The organism is Microbacterium sp. LEMMJ01 (assembly GCF_002114135.1).
Lineage (GTDB): Bacteria > Actinomycetota > Actinomycetes > Actinomycetales > Microbacteriaceae > Microbacterium.
Window position 1 is genome coordinate 237603 of the sequence record NZ_NCTV01000015.1, and the last position, 16117, is coordinate 253719.

The following is a 16117-nucleotide window of genomic DNA, read 5'->3' on the forward strand; positions in this document are numbered from 1 at the left end:
TTGACGGATCGCGCGATCACTGCAGAGCGGAGGTGAGCCGCGCGAGATTGTCGAGCACGGTGGAGCGCAGCGGCTGCTGCAGCCACTCCTCGAGCGTCAGCTCCCGGCTCAGCGACCGGTACTTGTCCTCGACCTCGCGCATCTCGGCGACGAACTCCTCGCCGCGCACGAGCATCGAGACCTCGAGGTTCAGACCGAAGGAGCGCATGTCCATGTTGCTGGAGCCGATGACGGCCACCTCGTCGTCGATCGTCAGGCTCTTGGTGTGGAGGATGTAGGGCTTCCGGTACATCCAGATCCGCACGCCCGCCCGGAGCAGCGCCTCGTAGTAGCTGCGCTGGGCGTGGTAGACCATCGCCTGGTCGCCCTCCTCCGAGACGAACAGCTGCACCTCGACACCGCGGTCGACGGCCGCGGTGACCGCGAGCAGCAGGGCCTCGTCCGGGACGAAGTAGGGACTGACGATCATGATCTGCTTCTTCGCCGCGTACAGGAGGGCGAGGAAGAGCCGCAGGTTGTTCTCCACCTCGAAGCCCGGGCCGGACGGCACCACCTGACAGTCCAGGTCGCCGGAGCCGATGTTGGCGTGCGAGATGTCGATCTCCTCGAGCACGACGTCCGTCTCGCTGTACCAGTCGCTGAGGAAGATCGCGTTGACGCTCAGCACCACCGGCCCGTCCAGGCGGACCATCAGGTCGACCCAGTGCAGGCCCCGCCGGATGTTCTTCGGCAGGTTGTAGGTGGAGTCCGTGATGTTCTGCGACCCCAGGAAGGCGATGTTGCCGTCCACGACGAGGAGCTTGCGGTGATTGCGAAGATCCGGGCGCTGCATCTTGCCCTTGAGCGGCTGCACGGGAAGCATCAGGTGCCACTCCGCACCCATGTCGTTCAGGCGGGCGATGGTCTGGCGGTAGCGCGGCTTGCCCCGGTTCGCCCAGTGGTCGAGGAGCACGCGCACGGCCACACCCCGCGCAGCCACCTCTTCGAGGGCGCGGAAGAAGTTGTCCGTCGAGTCGTCGGACTGCAGGATGTAGAACTCGACGTGCACGTACTCCTGCGCCGTGCGGATGGCCTCCGCCATCTCGTCGAGCGACTCCTGGTAGTCGGAGATGAGGTGGGCGCCGTTGTCGCCGGAGAGCGGCAGGGCGCCGAGACGCTGGTTCATCTGCACGATCGGCCCGAACCAGGCGGGGGCGTTCGGCCGGAGCGTCCCGAAGTGGAGGTGCTCGCTGGTCTCCGCGATGTACTGGTTGATCTGCTCCTGCTTGCGCCGGCGTGCGCGCGGCAGGCGGGGGTTCCCGATCAGCAGGAACAGGAAGACGCCGACCACCGGGATGAAGAACACGGCGAGGAGCCAGGCCATCGCCGCGGTGGGACGGCGGTTGCGCGGGATGACGATGATCGCGGTGACGCGGATGATGATGTCGAGCACCAGGACGAAGGCGGCGACCCACCATCCCCAGGACTCCGCGGTCATCTCGCCCCCTCACCCACACCGAGGATGGTCACCCCGGGGCGCGCCGGACCGGGCGCGCTCGCTTCACAGTAGCGGATGGGTCGGACTCAGGGGCGCGGCGGCAGCCCGCGCGCGGCGCGTTCCTCGGCCTCGATCTGCGCGTGCACCTTGCGCTCCGTGCGATCGAACCGGAGGATGCCGCGAAGCACGACGAAGAAGACGATGCTGACGCCGACCGTCGGCAGGAGCGACCATGCCGCGGCGAGCCAGAAGTTGTCCATGCGTCCATCGTACGCGAGCGACTACTCGTGCACAGGTGGCGCTTCCCAGGATTCTCATCCACAGCGCCCCTCCGGTGCCCCGTCACGTGCGCAGAAACGTCACCCTCTCCTCATGACAACCGTGCTCCGCGCCTCCGACTCCGCCCAGTTCCTGGCCATCGTGCCCGCCCTCGCCGGCTTCACGCCACGCGAGAGCATCGTCCTCCTCCCGTTCCGGGGCTCCCGCAGCGACGGGGCGATGCGCCTCGACCTCCCCGATCACGTCATCCCCGTCCTCCACTACGCCACGGCGGCGGTCGACCTGGTCGTCCGGGTGCCGGGGACCGACGCCCTGGCCGTCGTCGTCTACACCGACACCCCGGCGGAGCAGACGCCGGACGGCCTCGTGCTTCCGCACGCGGTGGCGGTCGACACGCTTCTGGGTTGCGCCGAGGGCGCGGGGCTCCGAGTGGTCGAGGCCCTGTGCGTGACGCCGGAGGGCTGGAGCCGGTACGAGGACACCGATCCGGTGCTGCATCCGCTGACCGACATCGTTCCGCCGCCCGGGGCCGCCGCGCTCGGCGATGTCTCGGGAGACCAGTTCTCCGGAGCGGCGTTGCCATCCGCCCCTGCGGCGGAGGCCCGCCAGGTCGCCCGCATCCTGCACGGCCTCGACCGTGCGCTCGGTCCGGAGCGCACGACGCGCGCCGGCGAGCCGCAGGTGATCGCCGCCGCCGCTCTGCTCGACGACATCCCCGCGTTCCTCGAATCGGTTCTCGAGGCCTCGGATCCGCTCCCGCCCCTCACCGCCGCCGCGCTCGTGTGGTGCCTGGGGCGACCACCGGTCCGCGACACGGCGATCGCGCAGTGGGCGACCGATCACCGTCAGGGCATCCGCACCATGGAGGCGCAGCTCGCCTTCACCGCCGCCGGGGCACCCGTGCCCGACGACATCGGGCGTGTGTTCCTCGGCCGCGGCACGGCGCCGGACGGCGAGCGACTCCGCACCGCGCTTCGTGCCGTACGCGAGGCCACGGCACGAGCCCCGCGGGAGGCACGCCCCGGCCCGCTCACCGTCGCGGCCTGGTTGTCCTGGGCGCTCGGTCGCGCCACGCACGCGGGCCGCTACCTCGAGATGGCGCGGGAGATCGACCCGACGTACAGTCTCGCGCTACTGCTCGACGCCATGATCGGCGGTGCGGTCCTGCCGGAGTGGGCCTTCCGTGGGCGGCGAGGAGAATGAGCGCCCCGCTGCTACTTGACGAGCGGGAAGAGGATGGTCTCGCGGATCCCCAGGCCGGTGATCGCCATCAGGAGACGGTCGATGCCCATGCCCATCCCTCCGGACGGCGGCATGCCGTGCTCCAGAGCCCGGAGGAACTCCTGGTCGATCGGCATGGCCTCGACGTCGCCGCGGGCGGCGAGCTTCGCCTGCTCCTCGAACCGCTCACGCTGGATGACCGGGTCCACGAGCTCGGAGTACCCGGTCGCCAGCTCGAATCCACGGATGTAGAGGTCCCACTTCTCCACGACGCCCTCGACGGAGCGGTGCTCTCGCACGAGCGGGGAGGTGTCGACGGGGAAGTCCATGACGAACGTCGGCCGGACGAGGTCGCCCTTCACGAAGTGCTCCCAGAGCTCCTCGACGAGCTTGCCGTGCGTGGCCTGAGGCGGCACGTCGACGCCGTTCGCCTCGGCGAAGGCGATCAGGTCCGCGACGGCGTCCGTCGGCGTGACGGTCCGCCCGGACGCGGCCGACAGCGACTCGTACATCGAGATGCGGTCCCACTCGCCACCCAGGTCGTATTCGGTGCCGTCCGCCCACGTCACCGTGGTCGACCCGGCCACCGCGATCGCCGCCTGCTGCACGAGTTCCTGCGTCAGTGCCGCCATCTGGTTGTAGTCGCCGTAGGCCTGGTAGGCCTCGAGCATCGCGAACTCCGGGCTGTGCGTGGAGTCGGCGCCCTCGTTGCGGAAGTTCCGGTTGATCTCGAAGACCCGCTCGATGCCGCCGACGACCGCGCGCTTGAGGTACAGCTCCGGGGCGATGCGGAGGTAGAGCTCCGTGTCGAACGCATTGGAGTGGGTGACGAACGGGCGAGCGGACGCGCCGCCGTGCTGCACCTGCAGCATGGGCGTCTCCACCTCGAGGTAGCCGTGGGAGGCGAACGTCGCCCGCAGGCTCGCGTTCACCGCCGCACGCGCACGCACGGTCGTCCGCGCCTGCTCCCGGACGATGAGGTCGAGGTAGCGACTGCGGACGCGTCCTTCTTCGCTCAGCTCGGCGTAGGCGTTGGGCAGCGGGAGGATCGCCTTCGACGCGATGGCCCAGTCGTCCGCCATGATCGACAGCTCGCCTCGACGGCTGGAGATGACCTCACCGTGCACGAAGACATGGTCGCCGAGGTCGACGTACTCCTTCCAGTCCGCGAGCGACTCCTCGCCGACGTTGGCGAGGGAGACCATCGCCTGGATCCGGGAGCCGTCGCCGGCCTGGAGCGTCGCGAAGCAGAGCTTGCCGGTGTTGCGGCTGAACACCACGCGGCCGGCGACACCGACGACGACGCCGGTCTCGGCGCCGGGCTCGAGGTCTCCGTACTCCGCGCGCAGCGCGGGAATGCTGTGCGTCACGGGCACCGCGACCGGGAACGCACCGCCGCCGGCGTCCGTGCGCTTCTCGATCAGACGCTCGCGCTTGGCGAGGCGGACGGCCTTCTGCTCGTGGATGTCCTCTTCGGCGGAAGGGGCGGCCGAGGCCGTTTCGGGCGCGGCGGGCGCGTCAGTCATGTGCGGGGCTCCTTGGAAGTCCTCCCCAGTTTACCGAGATGGCGCGGGACGTCCTCGCCGCGCGGCGTGCTGGGTAGCCTCGAGGCATGGCCCCCACTCGGATCCTCCGCGCGAGCGCCGTCGTCGCTCTCGCCACCGTCCCCCTCCTCGCGCCGGAGATCGCCGTCGCGGCGGCCCCGGCGACCGCCACCACCGTCGTCTCCGCCGCCGACGTGGACGACTTCTCCTACGCCTCCTGGGACGCGGTGTACGACGTCGGGCTCGACGAGGACGGGCGGGCGCGCATGCAGGTGACGGAGACCGTCGTCGCGCGATTCCCCGACGCCGACCAGAACCGCGGCATCGTGCGGGGGCTGGCGACGACGTACAAGGACGCCGCCCTCGACACCCGGGTGCTCGCGGTCACCGACGAGGACGGAGCCGCGGTCCCGTACGAGACCGACGAGGACGACGGGACGCTCTTCGTCCTCACCGGCGACGACGACTTCGTCCACGGCCTGACCACCTATGTCATCGAATACGAGATGCGCGACATCATCGTCGGCAGCGCTCCGGACGCGTCGGGTTCCCGCACCGCGGACGAGTTCTACTGGGATCTCCTCCCCCTCGACAGCACGCAGCCGATCGAGGCGTTCCGGGCCGACATCCGCTTCGACGCGGCACTGGCCACCCACCTCACCGGCGCGACGAGATGCTACATCGGCCCTGCCGGATCCACGGCTCCCTGCGAGCTCGCGGGGCCGATCGCGGGCGGGGAGGGCGCGACGTTCCATGTCGAGACCCGGTCGCTTCCCGCCGGGGACGGGGTGACGGTGGCCGTCGGCTTCGCACCGGGGACCGTGACCCAGCCGGCCGCCCGCCAGCCCGATCCCGTCGCCGACCTCGGGCCCGTGCTCGCCGCGGTCGGCGCCGTCGGCCTGTCCGCGGCCGGGTGGGCGGCCACGGTGGGCTCGGGACGACGTCGGCGCCGCGCCAGCGGGATCATCGTGGCGCAGTACGAGGTCCCCGACGACCAGCCTCCCCTCCTCGCGGCCGCGCTCCTCCCTGGTGCCGAGAACGTGGTGCCCGCCGAGATCGTGCACCTCGCCGTCCGCGGCGCCCTGCGCATCGAGGAAGGCACGTCAGCCGAAGCGCCCCGGCTGCGACGACAGCCCCACGGCAGGGCGCCGAGCCCCCTCGATCAGGCTGCGCTCGACGCGCTCTTCCTCCACGCGGATGCGGACGGCGTCGTGGACCTGCCGACCGAGAGCGAGGCCTTCGCGACGCGGATGACCGCGCTGACGACGAAGGGCCAGGAGGAGGCCTCCCGCCGCGGTCTGACGACCACGGCGCGCAGCCGCGCTGCCGTCATCCTGCAGTCCGTGGCCATCGCCCTCGCCGTGGCCGGTCTCGTCGTCGCCATCGTGGCCGTGGCATCCGGACGCCTGTCCGCCGGCCCCGCGCTTCTCGCCATCTCCGTCGGGACGCTGCTCGTCGCGGCCTCGAGTTTCTTCACCTTCTCGCGGCACACGGTGCTGACGCCGGAAGGTGCGCAGGCGTACGAGCATCTGCAGGGGGTGCGCGAGTTCATCCGGGTCGCGGAGGAGGATCGGTTGCGGATGCTGCAGTCCTACACCGGCGCGGAACGGCGCACCGAGGAGGGGGCGGACGTCATCCATGTCTACGAGCGCCTCCTCCCCTACGCGATGCTGTTCGGCATGGAGGACGAGTGGGGCCGGGTGCTGGAGAGTGCGTACAGCCGGGAGGCGCACGGCCCGACCTGGATCGGCGACCCCACGTCCTTCGCTCTCCGCACGTCGCTCGTGGCGTTCATGAGCTCCTCGACCGCGGCCGCGACCTACTCGGCCCCGTCCACCGGCACCTCGTCCGCTACCGGCGGCTCGTTCGGCGGCGGGTTCTCCGGGGGCGGAGGCGGAGGCGGCTTCTCCGGCGGACGCTGAGCCCGAGACACCGCGCCGGGAAGGCGATCAGACCAGCGGGGGCGGGTCCGAGGCGTCGCGCAGCGCCCGCTCGACCGTCGACTGCACCAGAGCCGACAGGAAGCCACCCGGGTTCTCGACCCCGATGTCACGGAGCCGCGAGGTCGATTGTCCGATGATCGAGCGGGAGAACTCCGTGGCCGTGGCGATCGCGTCGGCGTAGACGGCACGGTCGGCTTCCGCGATGACCACCGGTTCGCACCCCATCTCCACGGCCAGCGCCTGGGCGATCGGGAGCACGGCGGCGGGAGCGGTGACCGCCGCGAAGCCCGCCTGCAGCTGTCGGAGGTCGATCGAGGTCCCCGTGAACGTGATCGCCGGGTGCACCGCCAACGGGATGGCACCGCGCTCCGCCGCCGGGCGCAGGACCTCGATGCCCTGCGCCGGATCGGTGTGCAGGACGAGCTGGCCGATCTGCCACCCGCCGACCTCCGCGATGCCCGAGACGAGGGACGGAAGCTCGGCGGAGGGGACCGCGAGGATCACCAGTTCGGCGCGCCGCACGACCTCCTGCGTGTCCAGCACCGGGACGCCCGGGAGCACCGCGGACGCACGCTCGTCGTCCGATCCGCTCGTGATCCCGACGATCGCGTGCCCGGCTCCGGCCAGTGCCGCGCCGATCACCGGACCGACGCGCCCGGCCCCGACGATGCCGACGCCCAGGCGCCCGTCGCGCACCACGCTCACTCCTCGCGCGACGTGTCCGGTCGCGCCGGCGGGGTGGGTGGCGGGGTCGGGCCGGTCGGCGAGGGAGAGGTCGAGGGGGCAGCCGTCTGCGGCGGTGGCGGCGCGACCGGCGGAGCAGGCGGCGGCGCGACCGGAGGCGCCGTGACCGGCGGAGCAGGCGGCGGCGTCACCGGAGGAGTCCGGACGGGCGGGACCGGCGGAGTCGCCGACCCCGGAACACCGGTCGGCGGAGCAGGCGGCGCGAACGGAGCCGGCGGCGCGAACGGAGCGGGCGCAGCGGGCGCAGCGGATGCCGCCCCTCCGAACGCGGGAGACGCCGGCGTCGCAGGACCACCGAACACCGGCGGAGCGGGCGGCGCCACCGGATCTCCCGCGGCGTGCTCGCTCCAGCGGTGCGTGTGGTCTCGGGACGCCGCCTCGGCCGCGGCGACGCTGACCTCGTTGAGCAGTGCGAGGGCGTCCGCGCGCTCGAGCCCGGAGAGGAGGCCGGTGATCGGCCCGGGCACGGTGTGCACCTGTGCACCGGAGACCCCCTGGGCCCGGTCGATGGGCCCCTGGCTCAGCGACACGCCCTGGAGACGCGCGAGCGGGAAGACCGCGAGCTTGCGCCACACGATTCCGCGGCGCAGGAGCAGGCCGTCCGAGGTCACCGTGTATCCGTGACGCTTCCAGGAGAACGGTCGCCGCCACCAGGCCCGGCGCGGCATCGTCCGATAGGGGTCGGTGTCGGTCGGACCGACGACACCCTGGTCCCACAGCGCGGGGATGCTCTCGGCCGGCACGTCGGGCAGCACGAGCGACAACACGCGCTCCACGTCCGCGCGCTTGCCGACCGGGAGCACGACGTTGAACTGCTGACCGCTGCTCGACGACTGCTGCGCGGCGCTCTTGCCGCTCATGCGGTTGATCTTGATGGTCCACCAGCCGAACGGCCGCCACAGCAGGGACTGCGACACCTCGACCGCGAAGATGCGGCCCGGCGGAAGGGTCTCGGTGACCGTGGTGAGTAGGCCGTAGGTGATGCGCACGCCGTCGGGGGTGGGCGCGATGGAGTAGCGCAGCGACTTGGAGATCTGCGCCCACGTGATACCGACCACGGCGATGACCATGGGGACGCCCATGCCGAGCCCGATGCCCAGCAGCACCACCCCGCCGTCGGGATCGCCGTCGACGAGGATGCCGATGAGGGTGCTCCCGATCGCGATCGCGAAGATCACGCCGAAGAAGACCAGCCACAGCAACCCGGAGATGAGCTGCGAGCCGATCAGCCGGCCGGCCGGGATCTTGACGACGCTCTCGGGGACGACGTCCTGCAGGTCCACGCCGGCGAGCAGGCCGTTGACGCCCTCGTTCATCGAGCCGACGAGCTGTGCACGCGCGGTAACCGGAGCGGTGCCGCCGGACGTCGCGCCGCTCTGCGGATCCAACGCCGCGTGCCGAGCGGCTCGCGCACCGGAGGCCAGGCGCAGGATCTCGGCGCGCACGCCTTCGGCGCGCGGCGTCGCCAGGTATTCCAGCGCGACGTTCGCGTCGGTGCCCGCGCCGACGACCTCGAGCTTCGCGAGGCCGATGATGCGTGCGGGGAACGGCCGCGTGAGGTTCACGCCCTGCACACGGTCGAGCGGGGCGCGACGGTGCGACCGGAAGATGATGCCCTTGCGCACCTCGACGTGCTCCCCGGTGATCCGGAACTGCTGGAAGCGCCAGACGAACCAGAAGATGGCCACGAGCACCACGACGAGCGCCAGGACACCCAGCAGCGCGATCAGGGCGAAGTTGTTGGCGAGCACCCAGTCGACCGGATCGCCGCCGGTGTAGTCGTCGTAGTGCGCCTCCTCCGGCGCGAACTGCCCGACGAGCCAGGCGATGACGCGGTCGCGCATGTTCGCGATCACGATGCCGCCGACGATGATGAGCGCCAGGCCGCCCTTGAAGAGCGGCGTCAGCGGATGCATCCGGTGCCATTCGCCGTCCGCGAGGTGCGTCGACGGTGCGCCCGCGGAGGTCTGCCCCGGCGCGGCGGTGGGGAGCTGCGACTCGCTCACAGTCCGGTCCGGCGGGTCTCGGCGACCTGGATGAGCGTGTCGCGCAGCGCCTCGGCCGCCGCCTGGGTGAGGCCGGGGATCTGCACGCCGGTGGTGGCCGCCGCGGTGACCATCTTGAGCTGGGAGATGCCGAACGCCCGGTCGAGCGGCCCCTGGGTGATGTCGACGAGCTGCATGCGACCGTAGGGCACCGCGATCATGCGCTGCCAGAGGATGCCCTTGCGGAACACGATGTCGTCCGCCCGCAGCATGTAGCCGATCGCCCGCGCCTGACGCGGGAGGATCACCAGCGTCACGAGGGTGATGAGGATGATGACCCCGGCCGGGATCCACACCCAATCCTGTTCGAGCACGATGTTCAGCACGACGGCCGCCGCCACGACGATCGCCAGGAAGATGACGTTCTGCACGATCTGCGACACCACGTAGCGCGGCGAGATCTGGTGCCAGGTGCCGTCGAGCTCGAGGCGGGCCTCGTTGCGCGCCGCGCGCAGGCCCGTGTAGGTGCCCTGGTCGAGGGCGCCGAGGTCAGTGCCCTCCGCCGGGTTCAGGGGCGCGGTCTCTGGGTTCTGAGTCATCAGGATCCTTCGGCAGGGTACAGAACTGTTCGGCGACGAGAGCGGCGATGACGAGCACGACCGCACTCGCGATCAGCGCCACCATGGCCACAGTCGACCCTATCGGGGGATCGATGGGGCGCGTGAGGAGGAAGGCCAGCAGGCCCGCCCCGAAGCCCGCCAGGATCGCCCCCAGCAGACTCGACGCCCGCGCGAGGGTCGCGGCCCGGAGGGCACGGAACGGGTCGATGCGCACCCCGGAGCGGACGCTGCGCCGCACCGGCCAGGCCACCCCGAGCGATGCGCCCGCGATGAGGACGAGCAGCACCGGGAGGAAGAGGGACGGCGTGAACGTGGCCCGCCCCGTCGCCGTGAGCATCTGGTCGAGGATGAAGCCGGCCCCGGCGCCGACGAGCGCGAGGACGGCGAGAAGTCCGGCGGAGGTGCGCTTCATCCCTCGCCTCGCGCGCGAAGGTCCGCCGCCAGATCGGCGACCCGGCCGCGCCCCACGAGCTCGGCGTCGGGGTCGACGTCGAGCCACGGCTCCAGGACGAACAGCCGCTCCGCCGCCCGCGGATGCGGCAGCTGGATGCGGGGGTCGTCCGAGACGACGTCGCCATAGGCGATGAGGTCGAGGTCGAGGGTGCGGTCGCCCCACCGCTCGCCGCGCACGCGGCCGTTCTCGTCCTCGATGGCGTGCAGCATGCCGAGGAGGATCTCGGGAGCGAGCCGGGTGGTCACCAGGGCCACCGCGTTCACGTACCCGGGGGCGTCCGGATCGGGGCCGTCCACGCGCAGCGCCACCGTCTCGAACAGGCGCGACAGGCGCACGTCCGAGACGAGCGGCAGCCGAGCGATGCGCGCGGCCGCGGCGCGGATCGTCTCCTCGCGGTCTCCGAGATTGGCGCCGAGCGCGACGACCGCCACCGTCTCGGGGCGCGGAGCTCGGGGGCCCGGCACCTCCGGCGGGCGGGTGAGGTTGCGGCTCATGTGGTGATGTCCTCCAGCGACTCCGGAGCCCGCGTCCGATGCACCGTCACAGCCACGTCGCCGAAGGTCAGGGCGATCGGCGCCTGCGGCTTGTGCACCGTGACGGTCACCTGCTGCACGCGGCGGTCACCGAGGGCGACGTCCGCGATCCGCTCGGCCAGGGTCTCGATGAGGTTCACCGGCTCCCCCGCGACGACGGCGGCCACCCGCTCCGCGAGCTCGCCGTAATGCACGGTGTCGGCCACATCGTCGGACGCGGCGGCCTGTTCGAGGGAGAGCCGCAGCCGGAGGTCGACCGTGAACTCCTGTCCGTTCTCCCGCTCGTGCGGGTAGACGCCGTGGTGGCCGAACACGGTCAGCCCTGTCAGCACGATCTCGTCGAGGAAGTCCATGCCTCTAGGGTACGGCGACGCTCCGACCTCGCACTCAGCCTTCCCAGGCGCGGGTGATCGCGAGGGCGTCGCGGGTGGCCGCGACGTCGTGCACGCGCACCGCCCAGGCGCCGGCGCGCATCGCGAGCGCACTCGTCACCGCGGTGGCCAGGTCCCGGCGCTCCTCGGACACGCCGTCACCGCCCGGGGCCGCCTCCTGCAGCACGTCGGCGAGGAAGCGCTTGCGCGACGTCCCGACCAGCACGCGGAAGCCGAGACCCACGATCTCGTCGAGGCCCCGCAGCACGTCCCAATTCTGGGCACCGGCCTTGGCGAACCCGATACCGGGGTCGACGATCAGGCGGGAGGGCGCGATCCCGGCGGCGGCCGCCTCCCCGATGCGCTCGCGCAGTTCGCCGGCCACCTCTCGGGCGACGCGGCGGTAATCGGCGTTCGCGTACATGTCGGCGGAGAAGCCCCGCCAGTGCCCGATCGCGAAGTCGGCACCCGACTCCGCCACCGCGGCGCGCATGTCGGGGTCGGCCAGTCCGCCGGAGACGTCGTTGACGATGCGCGCTCCCGCGCGCACGGCGGCCGCGGCGGTCGACGCGTTGAGGGTGTCGATGCTGACGACGGCGCCGGCCGCCGTGAGCTGTTCGACGACCGGAAGGACCCGGCGCTGCTCCTCGTCCACCCCGACGCGTTCCGCGCCCGGCCGGGTCGACTCGCCCCCGACGTCGAGGACGGACGCCCCTTCCGCGCGCAGGCGAAGGCCGTGGGCGACCGCGCGGTCTGCGTCGAGATACCGCCCGCCGTCGCTGAACGAGTCGGGGGTGACGTTGACGATGCCCCAGATGCCGGTCATGCGCGCGACGTCCCGGCCCCCGGCACGGTCATGCCGATCAGGGTCACCAGCTCCGCGCGTGCCACGGGATCCGTGTAGACCCCGCGCGCCGCGATGGTCAGCGTCGAGGCCTCGGTCTGCCGCCCGCCCCGCATCGTCACGCAGCCGTGGCTGGCATCGAGCACGACGAGCACGCCGCGCGCGTCGAGGTTCTCGGCGATCGTGTCGGCGATCTGCTCCCCCAGCCGCTCCTGCACCTGCGGCCGCGCGGCGAGGATCTCCACGACGCGCACGAGCGCACCGAGGCCGACGACCTGCTCGCCCGGAAGGTAGGCGATGTGCGCATGCCCCGCGAAGGGCAGGAGGTGGTGCTCGCACACCGAGCGGAAGCGGATGTCGCGCAGCAGCACCGCGCCGGACGGCAGGGTGTCCGGCGCCGGCCCGCGGGTCACGCTGATCGTGTGGGCGAGCGGCTCGGCGGGATCCTCGCCCACACCGGCGAAGAACTCCGCGTAGAGCTCGGCCATCCGCGAGGGCGTCTGCTTGATCCCCGGACGATCGGGGTCCTCGCCGATCGCCTCCAGGAGTTCCCTGGTGAGCCGCTCGACGCGTCCCTTGTCGACGGTCACGTCACGCCGTCGCGGGACGAGGGTTGCCCGCTCCGGCGGAGCCCTGCTGCGGACGCGGCGGGGCCGTCGGCGCCTCGACGGAGGCGGCGAGCGAGACGTCCTTCTTCGGGACCTCGATCGGCGGCCGCTCCGAGACCGGACGGTCCTCGCTCGACAGCCACAGCGGACGCTCGGGGAGCTTCTTCACCTCGGTGAAGATCTCCGCGATGCGGTTGTGGTCGAGGGTCTCCTCCTCGAGGAGCGCGAGGGCGAGACGGTCGAGGATGTCCCGGTTCTCGCTGAGCACCGCATACGCCTCGTTGTGCGCCTGCTCGATGAGCGCCCGCACCTCGGCGTCGACGCGCTCCGCGACCTTCTCGGAGTACTCGCGACCACGGCCCATGTCGCGCGCGACGAACATGTCGCCGCCCTCGGTGCCGAGCTTGACCGGACCGACCTGCGTCGTCATGCCGTACTCGATGACCATCTTGCGGGCGATCGAGGTCGCCTTCTCGATGTCGTTGGAGGCGCCGGTGGTGGGGTCGTGGAAGACGAGCTCCTCGGCGACGCGACCGCCCATGGCGTAGGTGAGCTGGTCCTGCAGCTCGTTGCGGGTCACCGAGTACTTGTCGTCCAGCGGCAGCACCATCGTGTAGCCTAGCGCCTTGCCGCGGGGCAGGATCGTGATCTTCGTCACGGGGTCGGTGTAGTTCATCGCCGCCGCCGCGAGCGCGTGTCCGCCCTCGTGATACGCCGTGATGAGCTTCTCCTTGTCTTTCATCACGCGAGTGCGACGCTGCGGACCGGCGATCACGCGGTCGATGGCCTCGTCGAGGGCGCGGTTGTCGATGAGCTGCGCGTTCGAGCGGGCCGTGAGCAGCGCGGCCTCGTTCAGCACGTTCGCCAGGTCGGCACCGGTGAAGCCGGGGGTCTTGCGAGCGACGACCTCGAGGTCGACGTTCTTCGACAGCGGCTTGCCCTTGCTGTGCACCTCGAGGATCTTCTGGCGGCCCTTGAGGTCGGGGGCGTCGACACCGATCTGACGGTCGAAGCGGCCGGGGCGCAGCAGTGCGGGGTCGAGGATGTCGGGACGGTTGGTGGCCGCGATCACGATGACGTTCGCGTTCGGGTCGAAGCCGTCCATCTCGACGAGCATCTGGTTCAGCGTCTGCTCGCGCTCGTCGTTGCCGCCGCCCATGCCGGCGCCGCGGTGACGGCCGACGGCGTCGATCTCGTCGATGAAGATGATGGCCGGGGCGTTCTCCTTGGCCTGGCTGAACAGGTCGCGCACGCGGGAGGCGCCGACGCCGACGAACATCTCGACGAAGTCGGAACCGGAGATCGAGTAGAACGGGGCTCCGGCCTCGCCGGCGACGGCGCGGGCGAGGAGGGTCTTCCCGGTTCCGGGAGGGCCGTACAGGAGCACGCCCTTCGGGATGCGGGCGCCGATGGCCTGGAACTTCGCCGGGTCCTGCAGGAACTCCTTGATCTCGTGGAGCTCCTCGATGGCCTCGTCGGCACCGGCGACGTCGGCGAAGGTGACCGTCGGGGTCTCCTTGTTGACGAGCTTGGCCTTGGACTTGCCGAACTGCATGACCTTGCCACCGCCGCCCTGCATGGACGACAGGAGCCACCAGAACAGCAGGCCGAGCAGCACGAGGGGAAGCAGCAGGGAGAGGAAGCCGTCGAACCAGGTCGCGCGCGGCACGGCGTCGTTGAAGCCGTCCTTCGGAGCGGCCGCATCGATCGCGGAGACCACCTCGTCGGCGCGGGCCTCGACGTAGTAGAACTGGACGTTCTCGGAGCCCTCGAACGGCTTCGACAGCGTCATGTCCACGCGCTGATCGCCGTCGGTGGTGATGACCTCGGTCACGGTCTTGCCGGAGAGCAGCTCGAGCCCCTCCTGCGTCGTGATCTGCTTCGGCGCACCGAGGTTCGAGATCAGCAGGAATCCGCCGAAGAGCAGCACGCCGATCAGAGCGACGTAGATCAGCGGATTGCGGGTGAGCTTCTTCACATCCATGGTCGGATCAGCGTATCGCCTCCGTGCTAGGGGGCCGCTGTGCGTTCACCCACGGCGCAACGCCCCTACGCTGGGTCGCTGAGCCCACCTGGGTCGCTGAACCCGCCTGGGTCGCTGAACCCGCCCGGCTTCTGAGCCCGCCTGGGTCGCTGAGCCCGCCTGGGTCGCTGAGCCCGCCTGGGTCGCTGAGCCCGCCTGGGTCGCTGAGCCTGTCGAAGCGTCAGCTGTAGACGTGCGGTGCCAGCACGGCGACGTCGCGGAGGTTGCGGTAGCGCTCCGCGTAGTCGAGCCCGTAGCCGACGACGAATTCCACGGGGATGTCGAAGCCGACGTACTTGCAGTCGATCTCGACCTTCGCGGCCTCCGGCTTGCGCAGCAGCGCGAGGACCTCGATCGACTCCGCACCGCGGGACTCGAAGTTCTCCAGGAGCCAGCTCAGGGTGAGGCCGGAGTCGATGATGTCCTCGACGATGAGCACGTGCTTGCCGTGCAGGTCGGTGTCGAGGTCCTTCCGGATCTGCACGACACCGCTCGACTTCGTGCTGGCGCCGTAGCTGGACACCGCCATCCAGTCCATCGGCGCGTGGAACGGCAGCGCCCGCGCGAAGTCCGCCATGACCATGACCGCGCCCTTCAGCACGCCGACGAGGATGAGGTCCTTGCCCTCGTAGTCCTTCGCGACCTGCGCCGCGAGCTCGTCGAGCTTGGCGTGGATCTCCTCCTCGGTGACGAGGATCTGTGCAAGGTCGTCCTGGATCTCCGCGGCGCGCATGGATCGATTTTAGGCGACGCGGCAGTGTGCTCCGGTCGCGGGCGCGTACCCTCCCCCCGCAGGTCGACACCGCACTACTCTGACGGTGACGCGGGCGCACGCCCCGACGGAAGGAGATCCCCATGGCGACTCACGACATCCTCAGCCAGGTCCCCCTCGACGACATCGCGCAGAAGCTCGGAGTGTCGCGCGACGAGGCCAAGGTCGCGGTCGAGCAGGGCGGCGCCGTGCTCCTCGGCGGGCTGGCCAAGAACGCAGAGAGCACCGAGGGATCGGCGGCCATCGAGAAGGCCCTCGGCAAGCACCGCGGCGCGTCGAGCCCGGCGACGGTCGACGACATCGATCAGGAGGACGGCGAGAAGATCGTCTCCCACATCCTCGGCGGGAAGGAGAAGGAGGTCACGAAGGAGCTGACGGAGTCGAAGGCGACCCCGGGCATCGACTTCGGGAAGCTCCTCCCCATCCTCGCGCCGATCGTAATGGGTCTCATCGCCAACGCGACCAAGGACAAGACGGCGAAGGCGGATACGGGCACGGAGGGCTCCGGCGGGATCGGCGACGTCATCGGCGGCATCCTCGGCGGCGGCGACTCGGGCTCCGGCGGCGGGTTGGGTGACGTGCTGGGTGGCCTCCTCGGCGGCGGCAAGAGCGGCTCCGGCGGCGGTATCGACCTCGGCGGCATCCTCGGCGGCCTCTTCGGCGGCAAGAAGTAGGACGTGACGCCGCCGCGGCCCGCGA

The 16117-nt window shown here is 71.0% G+C and carries 16 protein-coding genes; 3 read left to right on the top strand and 13 right to left on the bottom strand.

Annotated features, from left to right (window positions below; all coding sequences use genetic code 11):
- Positions 1-16: 16 nt before the first annotated feature.
- Complete coding sequence (gene cls, locus B7W94_RS02170; RefSeq protein WP_025104577.1) at positions 17-1477, bottom strand: cardiolipin synthase; 1461 nt, start codon at positions 1475-1477, stop codon at positions 17-19.
- Positions 1478-1563: 86 nt separating this feature from the next.
- Positions 1564-1737, bottom strand: coding sequence for a hypothetical protein (locus B7W94_RS18030; RefSeq protein WP_164498164.1), 174 nt, complete (start codon positions 1735-1737; stop codon positions 1564-1566).
- A 112-nt stretch (positions 1738-1849) separates the two neighbouring features.
- On the opposite strand from B7W94_RS18030, the gene B7W94_RS02175 reads away from it, so the two are divergent.
- Positions 1850-2959, top strand: a complete 1110-nt coding sequence (locus B7W94_RS02175; RefSeq protein WP_085604001.1) for a DUF4192 domain-containing protein — start codon at positions 1850-1852, stop codon at positions 2957-2959.
- Positions 2960-2970: 11 nt separating this feature from the next.
- Here B7W94_RS02175 and lysS read toward each other — a convergent pair whose 3' ends face one another.
- On the bottom strand, positions 2971-4503 hold the full coding sequence (gene lysS / locus B7W94_RS02180) for a lysine--tRNA ligase (protein WP_085604003.1): 1533 nt from the start codon (positions 4501-4503) through the stop codon (positions 2971-2973).
- Between the two features lie 86 nt (positions 4504-4589).
- Here lysS and B7W94_RS02185 point away from each other — a divergent pair, with 86 nt between their 5' ends.
- Positions 4590-6443, top strand: coding sequence for a DUF2207 domain-containing protein (locus B7W94_RS02185; protein WP_085604006.1), 1854 nt, complete (start codon positions 4590-4592; stop codon positions 6441-6443).
- Between the two features lie 27 nt (positions 6444-6470).
- On the opposite strand, the gene B7W94_RS02190 is transcribed toward B7W94_RS02185, so the two are convergent.
- The 10 genes from B7W94_RS02190 to hpt all read right to left on the bottom strand — a co-directional run bounded on the left by B7W94_RS02190 (position 6471) and on the right by hpt (position 15379).
- On the bottom strand, positions 6471-7163 hold the full coding sequence (locus B7W94_RS02190; protein ID WP_085604009.1) for a DUF2520 domain-containing protein: 693 nt from the start codon (positions 7161-7163) through the stop codon (positions 6471-6473).
- Between the two features lie 2 nt (positions 7164-7165).
- On the bottom strand, positions 7166-9214 hold the full coding sequence (locus tag B7W94_RS02195) for a PH domain-containing protein (protein WP_085604012.1): 2049 nt from the start codon (positions 9212-9214) through the stop codon (positions 7166-7168).
- On the bottom strand, positions 9211-9792 hold the full coding sequence (locus tag B7W94_RS02200) for a PH domain-containing protein (RefSeq protein WP_085604014.1): 582 nt from the start codon (positions 9790-9792) through the stop codon (positions 9211-9213). Before B7W94_RS02200 ends, B7W94_RS02195 begins: the two co-directional genes overlap by 4 nt.
- Positions 9743-10225, bottom strand: a complete 483-nt coding sequence (locus B7W94_RS02205) for a DUF3180 domain-containing protein (protein ID WP_025104584.1) — start codon at positions 10223-10225, stop codon at positions 9743-9745. The genes B7W94_RS02200 and B7W94_RS02205 overlap by 50 nt, the downstream gene beginning before the upstream one ends.
- Positions 10222-10761, bottom strand: a complete 540-nt coding sequence (gene folK, locus B7W94_RS02210; protein ID WP_085604017.1) for a 2-amino-4-hydroxy-6-hydroxymethyldihydropteridine diphosphokinase — start codon at positions 10759-10761, stop codon at positions 10222-10224. The genes B7W94_RS02205 and folK overlap by 4 nt, the downstream gene beginning before the upstream one ends.
- Positions 10758-11153, bottom strand: a complete 396-nt coding sequence (gene folB / locus B7W94_RS02215) for a dihydroneopterin aldolase (RefSeq protein ID WP_085604020.1) — start codon at positions 11151-11153, stop codon at positions 10758-10760. The genes folK and folB overlap by 4 nt, the downstream gene beginning before the upstream one ends.
- 34 nt (positions 11154-11187) lie before the next feature.
- Positions 11188-11997: a dihydropteroate synthase gene (gene folP, locus B7W94_RS02220; protein ID WP_025104587.1), complete on the bottom strand. Its 810-nt coding sequence runs from the start codon at positions 11995-11997 to the stop codon at positions 11188-11190.
- On the bottom strand, positions 11994-12605 hold the full coding sequence (folE, locus tag B7W94_RS02225) for a GTP cyclohydrolase I (protein WP_025104588.1): 612 nt from the start codon (positions 12603-12605) through the stop codon (positions 11994-11996). The genes folP and folE overlap by 4 nt, the downstream gene beginning before the upstream one ends.
- A gap of 1 nt (position 12606) precedes the next feature.
- Positions 12607-14607, bottom strand: coding sequence for an ATP-dependent zinc metalloprotease FtsH (gene ftsH, locus B7W94_RS02230; RefSeq protein WP_085604023.1), 2001 nt, complete (start codon positions 14605-14607; stop codon positions 12607-12609).
- 220 nt (positions 14608-14827) lie between these two features.
- Entirely contained in the window at positions 14828-15379 is a 552-nt protein-coding gene (hpt, locus tag B7W94_RS02235) for a hypoxanthine phosphoribosyltransferase (RefSeq protein ID WP_017204674.1), read from the bottom strand.
- 122 nt (positions 15380-15501) lie between these two features.
- On the opposite strand from hpt, the gene B7W94_RS02240 reads away from it, so the two are divergent.
- Positions 15502-16092, top strand: coding sequence for a DUF937 domain-containing protein (locus tag B7W94_RS02240; RefSeq protein ID WP_085604025.1), 591 nt, complete (start codon positions 15502-15504; stop codon positions 16090-16092).
- The last annotated feature ends 25 nt before the right edge of the window (positions 16093-16117 follow it).

Coding starts and splice junctions, on each gene's coding strand:
- cls (WP_025104577.1), bottom strand. CDS start 1,477: ATGACCGCGGAGTCCTGGGGATGGTGGGTCGCCGCCTTCGTCCTGGTG.
- B7W94_RS18030 (WP_164498164.1), bottom strand. CDS start 1,737: ATGGACAACTTCTGGCTCGCCGCGGCATGGTCGCTCCTGCCGACGGTC.
- B7W94_RS02175 (WP_085604001.1), top strand. CDS start 1,850: ATGACAACCGTGCTCCGCGCCTCCGACTCCGCCCAGTTCCTGGCCATC.
- lysS (WP_085604003.1), bottom strand. CDS start 4,503: ATGACTGACGCGCCCGCCGCGCCCGAAACGGCCTCGGCCGCCCCTTCC.
- B7W94_RS02185 (WP_085604006.1), top strand. CDS start 4,590: ATGGCCCCCACTCGGATCCTCCGCGCGAGCGCCGTCGTCGCTCTCGCC.
- B7W94_RS02200 (WP_085604014.1), bottom strand. CDS start 9,792: ATGACTCAGAACCCAGAGACCGCGCCCCTGAACCCGGCGGAGGGCACT.
- B7W94_RS02205 (WP_025104584.1), bottom strand. CDS start 10,225: ATGAAGCGCACCTCCGCCGGACTTCTCGCCGTCCTCGCGCTCGTCGGC.
- folK (WP_085604017.1), bottom strand. CDS start 10,761: ATGAGCCGCAACCTCACCCGCCCGCCGGAGGTGCCGGGCCCCCGAGCT.
- folB (WP_085604020.1), bottom strand. CDS start 11,153: ATGGACTTCCTCGACGAGATCGTGCTGACAGGGCTGACCGTGTTCGGC.
- folP (WP_025104587.1), bottom strand. CDS start 11,997: ATGACCGGCATCTGGGGCATCGTCAACGTCACCCCCGACTCGTTCAGC.
- ftsH (WP_085604023.1), bottom strand. CDS start 14,607: ATGGATGTGAAGAAGCTCACCCGCAATCCGCTGATCTACGTCGCTCTG.
- hpt (WP_017204674.1), bottom strand. CDS start 15,379: ATGCGCGCCGCGGAGATCCAGGACGACCTTGCACAGATCCTCGTCACC.
- B7W94_RS02240 (WP_085604025.1), top strand. CDS start 15,502: ATGGCGACTCACGACATCCTCAGCCAGGTCCCCCTCGACGACATCGCG.